General features: G+C 43.2%; 19 protein-coding genes, 2 tRNA genes and 1 other annotated feature. Of the genes, 3 read left to right on the forward strand and 18 right to left on the reverse strand.

Features of this window, described 5'->3' with window-relative positions; all coding sequences use genetic code 11:
* Window positions 1-260: 260 nt before the first annotated feature.
* From E4U82_RS18195 to E4U82_RS18205, 3 genes are all read right to left on the reverse strand, one after another.
* Entirely contained in the window at window positions 261-917 is a 657-nt protein-coding gene (locus tag E4U82_RS18195; RefSeq protein ID WP_135111653.1) for a sulfotransferase family 2 domain-containing protein, read from the reverse strand.
* 146 nt (window positions 918-1,063) lie between these two features.
* A complete protein-coding gene (gene wecB / locus E4U82_RS18200; protein WP_135111654.1) occupies window positions 1,064-2,182 on the reverse strand; it encodes a non-hydrolyzing UDP-N-acetylglucosamine 2-epimerase in 1,119 nt (372 codons plus the stop codon).
* Between the two features lie 57 nt (window positions 2,183-2,239).
* Window positions 2,240-3,859 carry a glycosyltransferase family 2 protein gene (locus tag E4U82_RS18205; protein ID WP_167751484.1) on the reverse strand — a complete coding sequence of 540 codons (1,620 nt, stop codon included), beginning with the start codon at window positions 3,857-3,859 and terminating at the stop codon, window positions 2,240-2,242.
* Between the two features lie 448 nt (window positions 3,860-4,307).
* Between E4U82_RS18205 and E4U82_RS18210 the strand changes: the two genes are divergently transcribed.
* A complete protein-coding gene (locus tag E4U82_RS18210; protein WP_135111658.1) occupies window positions 4,308-5,585 on the forward strand; it encodes a glycosyltransferase family 2 protein in 1,278 nt (425 codons plus the stop codon).
* A 133-nt stretch (window positions 5,586-5,718) separates the two neighbouring features.
* Here the strand turns inward: E4U82_RS18210 and E4U82_RS18215 are convergent, their stop codons facing one another.
* From E4U82_RS18215 to E4U82_RS18255, 8 genes are all read right to left on the reverse strand, one after another.
* Window positions 5,719-5,931 (reverse strand): hypothetical protein, encoded by a 213-nt coding sequence (locus tag E4U82_RS18215; RefSeq protein ID WP_135111660.1) that lies wholly within the window; start codon window positions 5,929-5,931, stop codon window positions 5,719-5,721.
* A gap of 13 nt (window positions 5,932-5,944) precedes the next feature.
* Window positions 5,945-6,343, reverse strand: a complete 399-nt coding sequence (locus E4U82_RS18220) for a DUF2642 domain-containing protein (RefSeq protein ID WP_135111662.1) — start codon at window positions 6,341-6,343, stop codon at window positions 5,945-5,947.
* A gap of 139 nt (window positions 6,344-6,482) precedes the next feature.
* The gene (locus E4U82_RS18225) at window positions 6,483-6,917 is read right to left on the reverse strand and encodes a spore coat protein (RefSeq protein WP_135111664.1); all 435 of its coding nucleotides are present in this window, start codon (window positions 6,915-6,917) and stop codon (window positions 6,483-6,485) included.
* Window positions 6,918-6,941: 24 nt separating this feature from the next.
* Window positions 6,942-7,637 carry a spore coat protein gene (locus tag E4U82_RS20390; protein WP_245183647.1) on the reverse strand — a complete coding sequence of 232 codons (696 nt, stop codon included), beginning with the start codon at window positions 7,635-7,637 and terminating at the stop codon, window positions 6,942-6,944.
* Window positions 7,638-7,773: 136 nt separating this feature from the next.
* Complete coding sequence (locus E4U82_RS18240; protein WP_245183648.1) at window positions 7,774-7,992, reverse strand: spore coat protein; 219 nt, start codon at window positions 7,990-7,992, stop codon at window positions 7,774-7,776.
* Window positions 7,993-8,177: 185 nt separating this feature from the next.
* On the reverse strand, window positions 8,178-8,516 hold the full coding sequence (locus E4U82_RS18245; protein ID WP_135111671.1) for a thioredoxin family protein: 339 nt from the start codon (window positions 8,514-8,516) through the stop codon (window positions 8,178-8,180).
* A gap of 145 nt (window positions 8,517-8,661) precedes the next feature.
* A tRNA-Ser gene (locus E4U82_RS18250) sits at window positions 8,662-8,749 on the reverse strand.
* A gap of 4 nt (window positions 8,750-8,753) precedes the next feature.
* Window positions 8,754-8,829 (reverse strand) — tRNA-Thr (locus E4U82_RS18255).
* Window positions 8,830-9,129: 300 nt separating this feature from the next.
* Here E4U82_RS18255 and E4U82_RS18260 point away from each other — a divergent pair.
* A complete protein-coding gene (locus E4U82_RS18260; RefSeq protein WP_135111673.1) occupies window positions 9,130-10,185 on the forward strand; it encodes an RNA-guided endonuclease InsQ/TnpB family protein in 1,056 nt (351 codons plus the stop codon).
* 243 nt (window positions 10,186-10,428) lie between these two features.
* Entirely contained in the window at window positions 10,429-10,623 is a 195-nt protein-coding gene (locus E4U82_RS18265; RefSeq protein ID WP_245183649.1) for an SHOCT domain-containing protein, read from the forward strand.
* Between the two features lie 49 nt (window positions 10,624-10,672).
* On the opposite strand, the gene trpA is transcribed toward E4U82_RS18265, so the two are convergent.
* The 7 genes from trpA to E4U82_RS20190 form a co-directional block, all read right to left on the reverse strand.
* On the reverse strand, window positions 10,673-11,446 hold the full coding sequence (gene trpA / locus E4U82_RS18270; protein WP_135111675.1) for a tryptophan synthase subunit alpha: 774 nt from the start codon (window positions 11,444-11,446) through the stop codon (window positions 10,673-10,675).
* A complete protein-coding gene (gene trpB / locus E4U82_RS18275; RefSeq protein WP_135111677.1) occupies window positions 11,439-12,644 on the reverse strand; it encodes a tryptophan synthase subunit beta in 1,206 nt (401 codons plus the stop codon). Before trpB ends, trpA begins: the two co-directional genes overlap by 8 nt.
* Before the next feature lie 5 nt (window positions 12,645-12,649).
* A complete protein-coding gene (locus E4U82_RS20060) occupies window positions 12,650-13,255 on the reverse strand; it encodes a phosphoribosylanthranilate isomerase (RefSeq protein ID WP_167751485.1) in 606 nt (201 codons plus the stop codon).
* The gene (trpC, locus tag E4U82_RS20065; RefSeq protein ID WP_167751486.1) at window positions 13,245-14,045 is read right to left on the reverse strand and encodes an indole-3-glycerol phosphate synthase TrpC; all 801 of its coding nucleotides are present in this window, start codon (window positions 14,043-14,045) and stop codon (window positions 13,245-13,247) included. The genes E4U82_RS20060 and trpC overlap by 11 nt, the downstream gene beginning before the upstream one ends.
* Window position 14,046: 1 nt before the next feature.
* Window positions 14,047-15,072, reverse strand: coding sequence for an anthranilate phosphoribosyltransferase (trpD, locus tag E4U82_RS18285; RefSeq protein WP_135111679.1), 1,026 nt, complete (start codon window positions 15,070-15,072; stop codon window positions 14,047-14,049).
* A 32-nt stretch (window positions 15,073-15,104) separates the two neighbouring features.
* Window positions 15,105-16,514 (reverse strand): anthranilate synthase component I, encoded by a 1,410-nt coding sequence (gene trpE, locus E4U82_RS18290; protein ID WP_135111681.1) that lies wholly within the window; start codon window positions 16,512-16,514, stop codon window positions 15,105-15,107.
* Between the two features lie 102 nt (window positions 16,515-16,616).
* Window positions 16,617-16,867, reverse strand: a binding site (T-box leader).
* Window positions 16,863-17,046 (reverse strand): hypothetical protein (locus E4U82_RS20190; RefSeq protein WP_209300604.1); only part of this gene is annotated, 184 nt, incomplete at its 5' end. Its footprint overlaps the feature before it by 5 nt.

The following is a 17,046-nucleotide window of genomic DNA, read 5'->3' on the forward strand; positions in this document are numbered from 1 at the left end:
AATGACATAAACGTGAAGCTTATTTGGCATACCCTTTTTTAAATCATTTCCATTTTTTTACATAAAAATAGGTTGTAGTGAAATGAAGCGGGATTTTTTGAAATACTTCTGTCCAAGGCTCCTAGGCTTGATTCTGTTCAACTAACATTCAGCGGAGAAAAACCCCCCCGCCACTGAATGTTAGTTTCATTTGCATCCTGCTATTCTGAAAGACTTAATTACCTTTATAATAAGTGGTACCGAATAACCTGGATGGTGGATTACTTCATCGCATCAAGTTCATTGATCAATCTTTCTTTTGCATATTTGTATAACGCTATATCCAGGGAGTTTTTTTGTTTTATTTCGGAGATCGTATCTGTGGGTAAATCGTTTTTTGATGGTCGATGTTGGCTGACATTTAATTTTTGATAGTGAATATTGTCCCATTCCAATCGATGTTTCATGAGGGCCAGGGATTCATCGAACATTTCAGTTATGCCGACCACAGAGAAATGCTTATTCATAACATCTTTCGCTTGCTCCAGATTGGGGGTTTGTCCGGCGCAAAAATAACGGGTTTGCAAATTACTTAAAAAGTCATATTTTTCAGCATTAATGAATTGATTGAAACTCATTGTATTGATCTCAGCATGATTTGGGTGAAAGTCCGTTTCTTTAATGTAATAATATAAAGAAATCATTCGTTCAATAGAGTCACGCATGAACGTAATATAAGTACACGGTCTGGAAATATGATCGTGTATGCCAAAATAAAAGTGTCCCATATAGGCGTTGGCTTTTTCAGCATGTTTTAAGTTCATGGTATTGTGTTCGTCAATCACAATATTATCATACTGGTTATTAATGATTGTGTTTAATGTAGTTCCACCTGTTTTAGGGATATGCATAAACACTAATAAATTTTCATTGTTCAATTTGTTGACCTCCTAAATTTAACTAATTTAAATAAAGAATTAACTGAACCCTTCATTTGCAGTTATTTTGATAAAAAGGTTCCCTCACGGAAAAGTGGCAAGGGAACACACCGTATATTTCAAATGTCTCCGTTTCCAGTAGCATTTTATTTATTCCAAACATTTTTATTAATGATCTTTGTATAGCTTTCAATCAGTTTAATCACCTTTAGCGATACGTTTGTGTCCGTATAATCCAGCGGCTGCACATGGTGCGCACTATATAATGCAGTAGCTGATTCTATGGCTTGCAGGATCTCGTTTGTCGTAATGCCGCCAATCACCATAGAGCCTTTGTCAAGTACCTCCGGGCGTTCCGTACTTGTTCTGATTAATACAGCGGGAAAATGAAGAATGGAAGACTCTTCACTTAGGGTGCCGCTGTCTGACAGCACGCAAAACGCATTTTGCTGAAGTTTATTATAATCAAAGAAACCAAATGGCTTCAGAGATTGAACAAGTGGATGAAAGGTTACATGCCGTTCTTGAATTTTCTTTAAACTTCTTGGATGAGTAGAGTAAACAACGGGCATATTATAGGTCTTTGCCACTGCATTCAACGATTCCATAAGACTTCTGAAATGGTTTGGATCATCGATGTTTTCTTCCCGGTGGGCGCTCACGAGTATATACTTTTTCTTATCCAGCCCTAACCGATCGAGAACATCGCTTTTATTAATGTTTTCTTTATGCCGCATAAGAACCTCAGTCATGGGCGATCCAGTAACGAATATATATTCTTTTGGAATTCCTTCACTTAATAAATAGCGGCGGCTGTGTTCTGTATAAGGAAGATTGACATCACTGGTGTGGTCAACGATTTTTCGGTTCGTTTCCTCGGGCACATTTTGATCAAAACATCGATTACCAGCTTCCATGTGAAAGGTGGGGATTTTTAGACGTTTAGCGGAAATCGCGCTTAATGTGCTGTTGGTATCGCCCAATAATAATAAGGCATCCGGTTTTTCCTTATCAAGGACTTCAAACGTTTTAGACATAATATTCCCGATCGTTTCGCCCAGATGATTTCCAACGACATTCAAGAAATAATCGGGTTCCCGGATTGTCAACTCTTCAAAAAATACTTTATTGAGATGATAATCCCAGTTTTGTCCGGTATGAACCAAAGTGTGATCAAAATACGTATCACATGCCTTTATCACAGCGGATAAACGCAAAATTTCAGGCCGTGTCCCTACAATTGTCATGACTTTTTTCTTTTTCATTTGACGTTACACCTCCTCATTGTATGAATTCCATTTCTTACGTCTTGGGCAAAACTGCTAGATCCCGTGACCATTCATCGTATAATCGGGTCCCAGAAATGCCTGCAGAATGCTTTGCTTTTCTGCTTTATCGGTTATCGTTTTTTCAATTAAGTTTAGTGGTTCTCCTTTTTCATCTCTGAAAGTCTGCTTTTTTTCATTCTCAAAGGAAAAAGCTACATTATGCTTGTGGGCATGATTCATATAAACCCGATCACTTATTATTTCATGTGGAAGCCTTATGGCACCGGACCATATTCCTGTTGCTGATGGGGTGAAAATATTATGCCTTACCCCCTTTAAATAGTCTGTAACCTTATAGAGTAAACAATTAAATGAACTGGCAAAATTATAATATTCCCCGAGCTCACCTGTCATGGAATGATATATATAACCGTTTTGACAAATTAATACTTTTGTCTGAGGGGCTGGCCGATAATGATAGAGTTGTTGAATAAAGTTTTGGTGGTAGGCATCATCACTATAAAGATGCAGTTCATAAAAATATTCATAGCCCTTAAGTGCTGTTGTCACAGCTTTTTCATACTCACTACTGGGTACAAACCTAATATTGAAAGGGAGCTCCGGATAGTTTTGCAATTCTTTTTCAATAAACTGTCTGGAGCTGTCATGATACACGATAAATGCAAGGTAGTTTTGATTGGATTGGTTCATCAGACTCTTTAACGTAAAATTCATGAATATATGCATTCTTTCATGGATCCATTCTTCTGTTAAATGACTATTCTCCTCGGTTTGAAGATGTTTGGGCAGATGATCCCGGACATTCAGGTTGTTAAATGGGATATATATAATAATGCGGTTATTTGCAACTGTAGGACCGGTATATTGATTTTCAGTGAACGTTTCTGATCTGTATAGTTTTTTGAATGGAAGTGATTTTTCTCTACGTTGACGTGTTTCTTTCATCACTACACGCAGCAGATAACTCCTTCTTTTGCTTTTTTCATGGGAATTCTTTAGTTGTAGTGAATTACTGTACGGAGAGCTGAATCTAAATGCCATAAGTTTTTGGGGCACAAATGTAATACCGCAATGCTCTGTTAAACGTAAAAAATAGTCATAATCCTCAATCGGCGTATATCTATATCCGTCGATTTTTTGCGCAAAAACTTTTTTATACATGAATCCGTAACCAATAAAGTATTCGTTTATTAAGTTTTCCTTTGGCTGATTCAAAGGTTCATTCCATGCGTCAGTTTTTTTATCATTTTTCCCATTATCATCTATGACGTCAAAGCCGCTATATGCCAAACCCACATGTGAGGGGGAATTTTCCAGTCGCTGCTTCAAGACCCCTGCAAATTCAGGATAGTAAATATTATCGCTTGAAACCCAAGTCAGGTAATGGATATTGGTATTCTTTTGCAAAAATTGAAATCCAATATTAAGCGCAACATCCGTTCCTTTGTTATCCTCTCGTCGAATCACGGTTATCCTTGTATCTTTCGAGGCGTACGCACTTGCAATATTGTCTACATTCGGCGTAACCCCATCAATTACAATAACCAATTGAAAATAGGGATACGTTTGATTGAGGATTGATTCTATTGCTTCTTTAAATATTTTACTGTCCTGTCGATATACAGGCATAACAATCCCTACATCAGGTTCCATGTGCATCGCTCCTTAAATATACTTTAAAATCAGGGTATTCCAGCAATAATCTTTCGTAACGGCGCACTCCTATTTACGCATAAATGTTATATGGTCGCTGTATGTTTGAAGCCCCTTGTCACTTTGATTGATAAAGGATGTAATGTCACATGACTGATTACCCTGTTGACTTCAGGAGTTCTTTCAACGAGGCTGCGAATTGGTTGTTGTTTGAACCCTGTTAGCGAGTTACAACTCAACATATGAATAAAATAATAGGTTGTACATGATATACGTTGAAGTCAAGACAAAAGGGGCAGTTGCTGTAGTCCAAATATGTTATACGAAAGTCGTCGTATGGGAACATCCAGCCGATTTAGATATGAACGTATCCTTATCGGGCGTCATATTCTGTAAAAAGGTGATACAGGTCTTACGTACAAACGTTATGATGATCGGAGGGTTTTTGTTGAACGATGTAACTGTCTTTCTTATCCATTACTCCGACCAGGCAGCATTGGGTAAAGCAGTCATGTCGCTAAACTCGATTCGCTCCAGACTGAGAGCGGTTATCGTTTTTCAGCACGAGGGGACCGCTTTTATGCGTGTGCCGGAAGTTAATTGGTCTGATAAGATACGATTTTTAATGACTGAAGATAAGAATGAAGGAGATATATTAGCACATACAATCAGTGCGATTGAGGCCGATTATGTCTTATTATTGAACGGCAATGGTTATCTTTCAGCTAACATGAAGCCTCATTCTTTACGGATTGACGGGAGTGAGTCTGTTTTAGGAACCTTAAAACATAATCGGAATACGACAATTCAGGAGCCTTTACTCGTTCGCACGTCATTTCTAAAACAGCATCCTCCTTCGACTGTCTCAGAGCTACCGTTTAAAGAAGCACTTTTCCCTGCCTGGCTGTCCCTGATGGAAGATTCCGTGAAAAGGTTTGAGGAAGGGCTGGTAAAGCAAACCAGAATCAATAGCTCCAGGAATATAACCGAGAGGCAAAAATTTATCGAAAAATACCAACTGGAAAAAACGAATACCGCTCATCCAACCCTTTCGATTATTATGTCCAGTTATAACATGGCAGCATATGTCCAAACGGCTGCGGCCAGCTGCCTGTTGCAAAATGAACAGCCTGAACAGTTACTGATCATGGACGACGGCTCAACCGATGATACGTGGCAGCGGCTGGAACCATATGGCGGCAAGCCGGGAGTACAGTTGTTCAGTAAGGAGAACGGGGGGAAGGCAAGAGCTTTGAACGCATTATTGCCTCACGTTACGTCTGATTTTATTTTGGAGATTGATGCTGATGACTGGCTTGACCCTGATGCGATTTCAGTTATCAAAAAACAGCTTGTTGATCTGCCCGATAATGCAGCGGTGTTGTATGGGAACCTCCGAAAATGGAAACAAAAGAAAGATGATGTAATGTTAAAAGGGCTTGCTAAAGGCATTCCGGTCACGGGGAGAAAAGAACTTTTATCGTACCGCTTTCCGCTTGGTCCGCGCGTTTACCGTACTTCCTCATTAAGACAGGCGGGCGGGTTTCCGGTAATTCATTTTGCGGATGGCAGACTTTATGAAGATGTCAGTGTATTGCTCCGGTTAATCAGACATTACCAATTCCTATATCGGGACTTCACGGTATATAATGTCAGGGAACACAGGAACAGCACGACAAGACAGGATCTTTCAGGATGGTACAATTTTCTGCAAACACTTGAATGAAACAGTGGTCTGTAAATGTCACACTTCCTGTACCCTGTAAATTTCTTATAGATCTGCTTGAACTGAAGGGGCGCATAAGGTTATCAAAGATATCCCCGCCACAGAATGTGCCGGGGTATCCTTGATATTTGTCCTAAGCCACCGCGGATGGGAAGCGTACAAAGTTGATAGCATCGATTGACAGGTATAGCGTATTTGATCCATAGCCACTACCCACATTTACGACTAGAACTAAATCTGCCGTAACGTTAGAGAGAACGCCGTCTATCATATCACTGTCAGTCACGACCTCAACAAATGATCCAATTCGTGTGGCAAGTTCAGCGGCAAACGTTTCCTGAAACATCTGTCATCCCTCCTTATAATTCTCTGAACGTGTCAATTTCATTAATCGGGACAAGAACTTGAGAACCATCCGCTTCAATGATTACAATATAGTTACCCTGCACCGAAATCAGTGTGCCTGTTATCACGCCAGAAGTGGTGGTAACCTGTAGGCGTTCGTTTACCATTGTCAACAGCACGTCTCTGATTGTTCCAGGTGTATCGGGGAGGTCTGTTCCAGTTCCGTCGTTTCTTCCAAAATCTAAATTCAATCCGGCATCTAAATCGAAACCTGGTAAATCGATTGAAATATTTTCGCTAATACCGCTATTCGTATTTGTGTTCGATGTCGTATTGTTATCTGTTAACGTATTTTGGGTTAATAGATTACTCAGACGCAATAAACCGAGTTGGCGATTGGTTAGATTAACCACAATTCATCATTCCTTTCATAATTGATCTTAAACGGTCTCTCCCCTTCAAGGGGAAACCGGATCCTCCGGGGATGGGCGTGATGGTGAAAGAGCTGATGATTTTTTGTTAGGGCATTTCCCCGGGAAAATCCAGATTCTTCTAAAAAACATCAAGGGCCACGACGATGGCGGCCAAGATTTGGAATAACAACTGGATATTAACAGCTACATCTGTATCGGTTGTGGTGATTTCGATATCCTTTGACTGTTCAACAATGGTTTTTTGACGGTTGCTCTGTCTGGTATTGATGACTTGCCTGAAGTCTTGCGTGACGCCTTCTGATTGTGCGCCGTCAGCAATAGCGATTCTAATGACAGCTGTGATAGCCGCTTCAATACCAAGCTGCAGGGAGACAGCCGCCTGCCTGTCGGTCGTTGTGACGTCAACGTTTTCTGAGTCTTTGATGATAATCCATTCATCCGACACTTGCTGGTTGCTTGTGGACTGATCCGCTTCCTGCTCTACTGTTGCTTCTTCATCTCGTGTATGATCATCACAATGATCCAAGGCACGCCATTTTGTCATATAACTCATGTTTCCAACTCCTTTCGTTAATGTTTATAAAATGTCAATCATGACGACAAGGGTTACCAGCACTTGCAGGAGTACTTGAATATTAACGGCTATATCCGTGTCTCTTGTCGATACCGTAGCGTCTTTGGTATTGTAAATATAAATCTTTTGTTTATTAATTTGATCGGAATTAAAATGCTGGAAGAGTTCCTGTGATATCGCTTTACTCTGCCCTGAATCGGCAATCGCAACATTCAGAACCAGAGCGACGGCCAGTTGCAGACTTGCCTGAAGTGAAAGCGCGACCTGTGTGTCCCTTGAATCAACCCGGATATTACAGGATTCTTTTACCCAAATCATTTCAGCTGATTCCTGATCCATAAAGGAATATTGATCGGCACCTTGGGAAACACTTGTATCGGGATCAACCTCGATCATTTCGAACTGGTCACGTTTCCTGTATTTATCTCTGCATTTGTCGCACCTGCTGTAATCAGGGTCACAGTCGGTAGAGCCACAGTCATGACAGCAGTGCTGATGGTTGTGTTTGTGTTTATTCTTTTCTTTACGTTTTCTGTATTTATCCCTGCAACTACCACATTGGCTGTAATCAGGGTCACAGTCGATGGAACCGCAATCCTGACAGCAGTGCCCGTGGCCATGTTTGCGTTTATCCCTGAGATAAAAGTATTTGCTTTTGCCATAAGGGTTCATGGTATCGTGTCTTTTATCTGATCTCATATGAACACTCCTTTCTTTAGTTAATATTACTCTATGGATATTCCTACTAATCAGATTGTACACATTCACTAGATCATCGTTTTTTGACAAAATTAAAGAAAACACCTACTAAATGGGTGTTTTCTTTAATAGACTCCTATTTATCTGTTTTGGTTGTATCTTTTTCCCCTTGATTAAATTGATCGACCTGTGTTTTGAGGTCCTCCACCATTTCTTTCAGCATTTGTCTCTGTTCGTTTGATATATTGTTTTTGACTTGCTCCGGTTTGACATTATTTTTACGGAGTATTTCGTCAACCATGACTTTGACAACCTTGCCGGGAATTGGATCGTTTTTGGATTGATTTTCGGCCATAGTCATATCACCTGCTTTCCTTAAGCTTTAGTTTATTTTATGGCGTATGCCGAGCTTTGATTGTATTATTGTCTATGGTTTTGGGAAAAGATGTGCTGGTAATAGACTATGATCTTGTGAGAGATAGCTATCATAGATTGGACTTAGTGGGAAGGCTTAACGGTGACGGACCAGGGGGAGAAATTTTATTGTTCCAGGAAGCCTTTATATAGTTTACTTAATTTTTCTTCAAACAAATCCATATGAACGATACGGGCTTCACGCAAATATTCTTTGCCATTGACGAACATGAGGATGACGGGTACTGTGAATATCGAAAAACGTCCGGCTATAGAAGGCAGATGGTCAGCATTGATATGTCCCATCCGGATTTCCGGATAGTCTTCCAGGAGCTCCTGGACTTGAGGCATCAGCCCCTGACAGACACTGCAACCTGTCCGCGAAATGAAGATCAGCGCCAAAGGGTGATTAGCGATAAATTCATCAACTTGTTCCATTGTATTTAAGTCGGTGTATTCCCTCATGGTGATACTCCTTTCCGAATGATTCCCTGATTGGAAAAAGGTTTTTATATAATGAGTGCTGTTGTTTTAGCCCTTATACTTTCTTAACGTTATAAAAAGTAAACTGCCGCAAAGGAGCGACAGTTTTTGATCAGTCTATTATAAACGGAGGAGGTGGGATTCGAACCCACGCGGGCGTTAACCCCTAACGCATTTCGAGTGCGTCCCCTTCAGCCGTGCTTGGGTACTCCTCCAAAGTGGTGCTGGTGAGAGGACTTGAACCTCCGACCCCTTCATTACGAGTGAAGTGCTCCCCCAACTGAGCTACACCAGCAAATTACATGCAATTTTTAAGTCCATTGAAAATGATAATACATTTTGTTTGTGTATTCAATGGTTTTGTCTGGAAATTTTATATTTAAATTTTCTAATGAAGACATAAAATTAGGTTTTTTAATTTTGAGAAAACGGTATACAAACAAGAACGCATGTGCTATAATATTTTTAAGAAAGGAAATTACATTTAACAGCCGCATATTGGGTAATCCTCTAAAGCTTAAACATCTATGCACCTACCTGCCGATCATATCAACGTACCACAGCACTTAAATTACATTGAAACGGGGAATAGAGAATGGAGCAGACCATTACGGTTAAAATTAAATTGTTGCCTGATACCGAACAGGAAAATTATTTGGCGAATATCTCCAGGATGTACATCGAAACAGTAAACAAGCTGGTTTCGGTTATGGTCGAGACAGAGAGGGTACTGAAATGGACGTCTAAAGATGTGCACGTACCGATGCCAAGTGCTGTTAAAAACCAGGCTATCAGGGATGCTAAAAGTGTGTATAGGCGATCAAAAACAATAGGGAAAGTACCTATACTGAAAAAGCCGGTTTGTATCTGGAACAATCAAAATTACCGGATACGAGACGATACAATTCAAATTCCTGTGTGGTTGAATGGAAGAGCTGAACGTATTTCAATAAAAGGTATATTGACTGATTACCAGCGACAATTACTTAAACATCACCGAGGTACTTTACGAATTACCAAAAAATCAAATAAATGGATAGCCCAAATCAGTGTAAGAATGAAGAGACCCAAACAGAAATCAACAGGCATCATAATGGGTGTGGACCTTGGCTTGAAGGTGCCCGCTGTTGCAGTGACCAGTAATGGTAAGACGAAATTTTTTGGGAAAGGCAGGCAAAATAAATTTGTGCGCAGAAAATATGCAGCCAGACGTCTTGTTATCGGGAAATCCAAAAAGCCAGTAGCTTATAGAAAAATAAATGATAAAGAAAAGCGGTGGATGAAAGAACAGGATCATAAAATAAGCCGGCAAATTATAGACTTTGCCGTTGATAATCATGTTTCGGTGATTAGAATGGAAAAACTGAAGGGTATACAAAAAACGGCAAGAACAAGCCGTAAAAACGAAAAGAATCTGCATAACTGGTCTTTTTACCGATTGTGTTCGTTTATTGAGTATAAGGGTAATTTAGCAGGAATAAAAGTGGAGTATGTTGATCCGAAATATACAAGTCAAACATGTCCTCAGTGTCATAAACGTAATAAAGTAAGAGATCGGAATTACCATTGTTCGTGCGGGTTTCGCTCACATAGAGATCGGGTCGCAGGGATGAATATCATTCATGCACCTGTGATGGACGGAGTAGTATGATTCATGTGAAAGTCTGTCAGCCTATACTGCTATATGCACTGGTATAGGAGGGGTAATGGCATACCCTGAGCCTGGGGTCACACTCACCTGCTGGAAACAGACTGGTGTTTAACCACCTGGGAATATCACATAATTCAATGCGATAATGCCAAGAGTGATGTGCACTACCTCAAAGTATTTAAATGAGATTTTTATGCGCTTAAACTGGTCTGTAACGGGAAGATTAACAGTGGAGGTGATCTCATGACAGTGGAAAGTTATATCAGATTAGGGCTGGCAATTGTTATTTTCATGATGATTGTAATCATCTTGTATCGGTTTAATGCCGGAAAAAGTGACCGGCGGCAAAGTTCACTGGAAATCATGAAAGAGCGCTATGAAAAAGGTGAGATCACTGAAGAGGAATATGAAAAAGCTAGGAGAAAGCAAGGGAAATAAGGATAGCTGTCACTTGCCAAAAATGATTCCGGCAAGCGACAGCGGGTGGTTAAATACTCTTCTGAATCAGCTGCTTGACCTTGTCCGTCTGCCCTTTATAAAACCAATCCACAATTTTGCTGCCAATAACTACACCATCACAAATGGAACCTAGTTCATGGGCTTGCTCCGGCGTGGACACTCCGAATCCGGCCAGGACGGGCGTATCGGTCATTTGCTTCAAGTTCTGCAAATACGTTTTGACACTTTCGTCGTGTGTCGTTCTGGCCCCTGTCGTTCCTTTGACCGAAACGGCATAGAGAAACCCTTCCGTGCGCTGAGTGATGTTGGTAAGCCGTTCATTTGGGCTGGTCATGGCAGCGAGCCGGATATTGGCAATCCCGTATTGTTCAAGAAAGTCAGTGATCAGCGCTTCTTCCTCCAGTGGCATGTCAGGTATGATGACGCCGTTGACCCCAGCATTTGCACAGGCCGCCGCAAACGTTTCAGGACCGAACGTAAAAATGGGATTCAAATAAGTCATCAAAATAACCGGAATGGAGCGGTTTTCCTTAAATGTCTCCAGCGCGTCCAGAACGCCTTTCAGGGTCGTGCCATTTTTCAATGCTCGCTGCCCGGCATCCTGAATGGTCGGTCCATCTGCTGTCGGATCAGAGAAGGGGATGCCGAGTTCCACAGCAGCTGCCCCACACTCTTCAAGAAAGCGGAGACGCTCTTCCAGGATCTCAAGGCCGCCATCACCAGCCATGATATAAGGAACCACAATATTGTTGCCTGCTTTCCGTTGATCGTTTAGTGCGTTATCCAAAAATGGGTTATTCATTTGTCTGACCTCCCAATGCATCTTTAACCGATTCAACATCCTTGTCGCCGCGTCCGGATAAACAAATCACCAGAGACTGCGATTCATCCATGTCGTTTGCCAGTTTCGCCGCATATGCCACCGCATGTGCACTTTCCAAAGCGGGAATAATCCCTTCTACACTGGATAGAAATTTAAATGCTTCGATGGCCTCCTCGTCAGTGACGGACGTGTATGTTACTCTTCCTGTATCATGGAGGTGGCTGTGCTCAGGACCAACGCCGGGGTAGTCAAGTCCTGCCGAAATCGAATGAGCTTCTTCAATCTGGCCGTTCGAATCCTGCAGCAGATGGGTCAATGTCCCATGCAAGACACCAGTACTGCCGGCGGTTAATGTAGCAGCATGTTTATGGGTTTCAATACCACTTCCGCCTGCTTCTACACCGTAAATCCTGACGCCTTTATCTTGAATAAAGGGAAAAAACATCCCCATAGCATTGCTGCCGCCGCCGACGCAGGCGACAACAGCATCTGGCAGCTCGCCTGTATGTTCTTGGTATTGCCGCTTCGTTTCCTCTCCAATGACAGACTGAAAATCACGCACGATTTTTGGAAAAGGATGCGGTCCTACAACAGATCCAAGGATATAGTGAGTATCCTCCACATGGCTGACCCAGTAGCGTAAAGCTTCATTTACTGCATCTTTTAGGGTTCCGCTTCCCTGTGACACACTTTCAACTGTGGCACCGAGCAATTCCATCCGGAAGACGTTCAGCTTTTGCCGGCGAATATCTTCTTCACCCATGAAAACGACACATTCCAGGCCGAGCAAGGCGCATACTGTAGCCGTTGCAACACCGTGCTGACCCGCACCCGTTTCGGCGACAATTTTCTTTTTGCCCATCCGCAGTGTTAGCAAGGCCTGGCCGATGGTGTTATTGATTTTGTGCGCACCTGTGTGGTTCAAGTCTTCGCGCTTCAAGTAAATGGCGGGGCCCCCCAGTTGCCGGGACAGATTTTCGGCGTGATAAAGCGGTGTTTCCCGGCCAACGTAGTTTTTTAAATAATAATTGAGTTTCTCCGTAAAAGACGGATCGTTCATCGCCTGATCATAGGCTTCCTCCAGTTCTAGCAATGCCGGCATCAGAAGTTCCGGGACAAATCGCCCGCCGAAATTTCCGTACCTTCCTTTTGTGTCCGGGAATGAATATGCTGTCATGTTGATCATCCTTTCGTTTTGGCATGTTTGATAAATTGATGAATCTTTTGAATGTCCTTCACACTGTCTGTTTCAACACCGCTTGATACGTCTACACCGGCCGGATTGGCACTCGAGATAGCTGACTGTACATTTTCAGAGTTTAGCCCTCCGGCAAGGATTACTTTTTGCGGATCCAGATCAGCGTCTTTCAGCAGCGTCCAATCAAACGTTGTGCCATTGCCGCCACGATTCGGCCCTTTAGGACTGTCGATCAAGTAATAGTCGCATGGATAGGCCTGTATTTCCGCTATGTCGTGATTTCCCATACAGAATGCTTTCATGACGGGGTAGGGGAGTGCATCGCCAAACGCCGGTGATTCATCCCCATGAAGCTGGATGAAGTCCAACCCCACTTTTTCAGCAACATTTTGGATCGTCTCGCGTGTTTCATTGACAAACACCCCTACCTTTTTAACTGAGGACGGGAGGGCAGCACTTATGTCGGCTGCTCTTTCGGGTGATACCTGCCGCTTGCTTGGTGCGAAAACAAATCCGATGAAATCCGCCCCGGCCCTGGCAGCAACAGACGCTGCTTCGATAGTTGTCATCCCACAGATTTTAACGAGCATGCGATCGATCTCCCTTCGATAATGGAATTTGCAAATCGTTGATCGTTTCCGATAAGTCATCGGCACGCATCAATGTTTCACCAATAAGGACGGCACTGGCACCATTACTGGCGGCTTGAACAACATCAGCACGCGTTTTAATGCCGCTTTCACTTATCAGGATGGTATCGGAATTGATTACCATGGACGCTAACCGGCCGGTGGTGTCCAAATCGACATCAAACGTTTTTAAGTTACGGTTGTTTATACCGATAACGTCGGCGTTCAGCTCAATGGCTGTTTTCATTTCTTTTTCGTCATGTACTTCACAAAGCACATCCAGCCCCTGTTCTTTGGCATAGGTGTAAAGCTCCCGCAACTTAGCAGAGGACATGGCTGCATTGATTAACAGAATGATAGATGCCCCTGCAGCTTTGGCATGATCAATTTGCACCTTATCGATGAAAAAGTCTTTGCAGAGAATCGGTATGTTCACCGCCTTACTGACGGCACGCAGGTCATCCATCGATCCTTGGAAAAACGCTTCATCGGTGAGGACTGATATGGCCCCGGCACCATTCGCTTCATATAATGTCGCTTGTTTTACCGGGTCAACGTCCAGGTCAATCGACCCTTTAGAGGGTGAGGCCCGTTTGATTTCGGCAATGATATTCATGCGATCGGTATGATGAAAAGCCTGGGTAATTGACGGCACCTGGCCGGATACTACCGCTTTGTCAGGGAGCGGCTGATTTTTTAATTGGGCAACTTCCTTTTTCTTTTGCTGGATAATGTTATTTAAAATGGTCATATTATATCGCCTCGCTTGTCATTTTGCTGCTGTATTCGACCAATCGCTGCAGTTTTTCCAGAGCTGCACCGCTCTGAATGCTATCTTCGGCTTTTCGGATACCCTCTTGGATCGACGTGACAGCCCCGTTGGCAAATATACCAAGCCCAGCGTTGAGAAGGACGGTATCATAATAAGGGCCCGTTTTGCCATGTAAGACATCGAGCAAAATCGCAGCGTTCTTTTTCGCGTCACCACCCCGGATTGCGTCATTGTCATGTACCGGTAAGTTAATGTCAGACGGGTGAAGGGTGAATGAGGTGACGTTTCCCTCTTCCAGTAGGGAAATATAGTTGTCACCAGCGAGTGACGCTTCATCCATATAATCCGGGCCGTTAATGACCAATGCGCGCTTCCGTCCTAGCTGATGCAATGTTTCAGCAAGCACTGGCAGCATATCCCGGCGATACGATCCCAACAATTGCGTATCCAGATCGACCGGGTTTGTCAGCGGGCCGATCAGATTGAAGATCGTCGGGATACCTAAATTTTTTCGAACGGTCATAAACCGCTTCATACCGGGAAGAACGTGGGGCGCGTAAAGGAAAGCAATATGGTTTTCCTGAATCATTTCCGCCACGTGTTTTTTTGAAAAAGATAACGAAATGCCCAGATGCTCCAAAACGTCAGCACTTCCCGTCTTACTGGAAACACTGCGATTGCCGTGCTTGGCAACTTTAATACCAGCACCCGCAAGCACAAATGCAGCCGTTGTACTGATATTGAAACTGTGGGAGCCATCCCCGCCGGTTCCGCAGTTATCCATTACACTTGTCAGCTCGTGGGTCGTCTGAGTGGATTGGTTGCGAATAGCCTCAGCAAGCCCGGCGATTTCTTCCGGTGTTTCACCTTTCGCCCGCAGTGCAGTCAGAAATGAAGCAAGCTCGCTTTCGCTGATATGATCTGCAAAGGATGTTTCAGCAGCATCTTTCATTTCTTGTAATGTGAGGTTTTCCTGATTCAGCAGTTTTTTAAGATAATGTTTCATGATGAAATCTCCCTCCAATTTTTGTATAAACGTTATGTCTCGTAGGTCACGTCATAATCGTTGATCGCCATGAGTGATTTTGCCTTGTATAATGTTTCGTTATATTCAGCTTCCGGATCCGAATCGCTGACAATGCCGGCACCGGCCTGCACGTAGGCATGGTGATCTTTAACGATAAGTGATCGGATCGCCAGTGCCATGTTTAGGTTGTCATTGAAACTGATGTATCCGATGCCGCCACCGTAGACACCGCGTTTGACATCTTCCAGGTCATTAATTATTTCCATAGCGCGGGTTCTTGGTGATCCTGACACGGTTCCGGCCGGTAGACAGGCAATCAGCGCATCAATACTGGTGAAGCCTTCTGCTAATTTTCCGCGGACTTCCGATACCATGTGCATCACATGCTGATAGGTTTCCACTTCCATATAGTTTGGTACGGTCACACTACCCGCTTCGCAAACACGGTCAAAGTCTTCCTGGCTCAAATCAACCAGCATTTCATGTTCAGAAATTTCTTTTTTATCCGTCACCAGCTCCTGCCCCAAGGCTTCATCGTCAGCTTTCGTGCTGCCGCGCGGGCGTGTGCCTGCAATTGGGTTGGTCATGATGTCCCGGCCGGTTGTTTCAATCAGACTTTCCGGCGATGCCCCAAGCACGACATAATCGTCAAAATCGATATAAAACATGTACGGGGATGGATTGGCCTTTCGAAGTTTCCGGTAAAAAATGAAAGGGTCCCCTTGCATGGCAGCTTGCATCCGTTGGGATAGGACGACCTGATCGATATCCCCGCTTCTAATGTGGTCCTTGGCGATTTCCACGGTCCGCATAAAGTGCTGCTTATCCATTTCAGGCTGGAATACAACATCCCTGCCAGTCGATACGTCTGCTGTCGGAAAGGGGATTAACGCCTTCTTCAAGTGTGCCAGCCGTTCGTCTAGTACATGTTCAGGCTCATGAAACAAATTTGTTGCTACCAGGAACACCGATTCATCGCTATGGTCATACACGATCATATTTTGATAAAGCATTAGGTGAACATCCGGCATGTCAATAGCATCAGGTAAAACCTCACCAATATCTTCAAAGCTCCGAATGGCATCATACCCGATATAACCGACCGCACCACCGAAAAACGGAAAGGGCAAGTCGAAATTCAATTTAGGAAATTCCTTTTGAAAAACAGTCAGCACAGATTCGTTCCGGTTTTCAGAAGTTTCCTTTCTGTGATCCAGCATGGTGGTGTAATGGTAACTGCCTTTGAATTCGAGATAAGGATCAGCCCCGATGAAGGAATACTTGCCTTTTTCCTCGTGCTGGATTGAACTTTCCAGCAAAACCTTTTTCGTGCCATAGAGGTTTTCGTATATCCCTATGGGGGTCAATGTGTCAGCATTCAGTTTGATATACTTATAGGGAAGTGTTTTGGATGCCTTCATTTTCATAAAAACTCCTTTCCTGATAGCAAAATAGGTTATGCTGTAAACGGTGCTCGATCATATCAATAAAAAATCCCCTGCAATCACATATAAAATGTGATTGCAGAGGACGATTGTGACCGCGGTGCCACCTCTTTTGGTGATTTTTTAAAAATCCCAACTTTATTCAGATACGGGAAAATTTCGTTTCCGATATCCTATCCGTATAACGGCGGCGACCGTGTTTCCGTACTCCAATTTCAGGAAACCTCTTGTAAGTCCATTCAGCTAGGGTTCACGTACCGGAATCACACCACCACCGGCTCTCTTGGACGCTGCAAACAAGCTTACTCCCCTTACTCAAGCGATTTAAAGTATGCAATTTTTATAGTGCAGGTTTTGCACCGAGTTTACGAAGGTGCAAAACGCCAACTCGAGCGAGAGCTCCGCCAACTCGAGCGAGAGCTCCGCCAACTCGAGCGAGAGCTCCGCCAACTCGAGCGAGAGCTCCGCCAACTCGAGCGAGAGCTCCGCCAACTCGAGCGAGAGCTCC

Source organism: Lentibacillus salicampi (assembly GCF_004565465.1).
GTDB lineage: Bacteria > Bacillota > Bacilli > Bacillales > Amphibacillaceae > Lentibacillus > Lentibacillus salicampi.

Bases quoted from the DNA above. Each gene is read 5' to 3' on its own strand.
- E4U82_RS18260 (WP_135111673.1), top strand. From the start codon at position 9,130: ATGGAGCAGACCATTACGGTTAAAATTAAATTGTTGCCTGATACCGAA.
- E4U82_RS20390 (WP_245183647.1), bottom strand. From the start codon at position 7,637: ATGAGATCAGATAAAAGACACGATACCATGAACCCTTATGGCAAAAGC.
- E4U82_RS18265 (WP_245183649.1), top strand. From the start codon at position 10,429: ATGACAGTGGAAAGTTATATCAGATTAGGGCTGGCAATTGTTATTTTC.
- E4U82_RS18225 (WP_135111664.1), bottom strand. From the start codon at position 6,917: ATGAGTTATATGACAAAATGGCGTGCCTTGGATCATTGTGATGATCAT.
- E4U82_RS18245 (WP_135111671.1), bottom strand. From the start codon at position 8,516: ATGAGGGAATACACCGACTTAAATACAATGGAACAAGTTGATGAATTT.
- trpD (WP_135111679.1), bottom strand. From the start codon at position 15,072: ATGAAACATTATCTTAAAAAACTGCTGAATCAGGAAAACCTCACATTA.
- wecB (WP_135111654.1), bottom strand. From the start codon at position 2,182: ATGAAAAAGAAAAAAGTCATGACAATTGTAGGGACACGGCCTGAAATT.
- E4U82_RS18215 (WP_135111660.1), bottom strand. From the start codon at position 5,931: ATGTTTCAGGAAACGTTTGCCGCTGAACTTGCCACACGAATTGGATCA.
- trpA (WP_135111675.1), bottom strand. From the start codon at position 11,446: ATGAATAACCCATTTTTGGATAACGCACTAAACGATCAACGGAAAGCA.
- E4U82_RS18205 (WP_167751484.1), bottom strand. From the start codon at position 3,859: ATGGAACCTGATGTAGGGATTGTTATGCCTGTATATCGACAGGACAGT.
- trpC (WP_167751486.1), bottom strand. From the start codon at position 14,045: ATGACCATTTTAAATAACATTATCCAGCAAAAGAAAAAGGAAGTTGCC.
- E4U82_RS18240 (WP_245183648.1), bottom strand. From the start codon at position 7,992: ATGGCCGAAAATCAATCCAAAAACGATCCAATTCCCGGCAAGGTTGTC.
- E4U82_RS20060 (WP_167751485.1), bottom strand. From the start codon at position 13,255: ATGCTCGTTAAAATCTGTGGGATGACAACTATCGAAGCAGCGTCTGTT.
- trpB (WP_135111677.1), bottom strand. From the start codon at position 12,644: ATGACAGCATATTCATTCCCGGACACAAAAGGAAGGTACGGAAATTTC.
- trpE (WP_135111681.1), bottom strand. From the start codon at position 16,514: ATGAAGGCATCCAAAACACTTCCCTATAAGTATATCAAACTGAATGCT.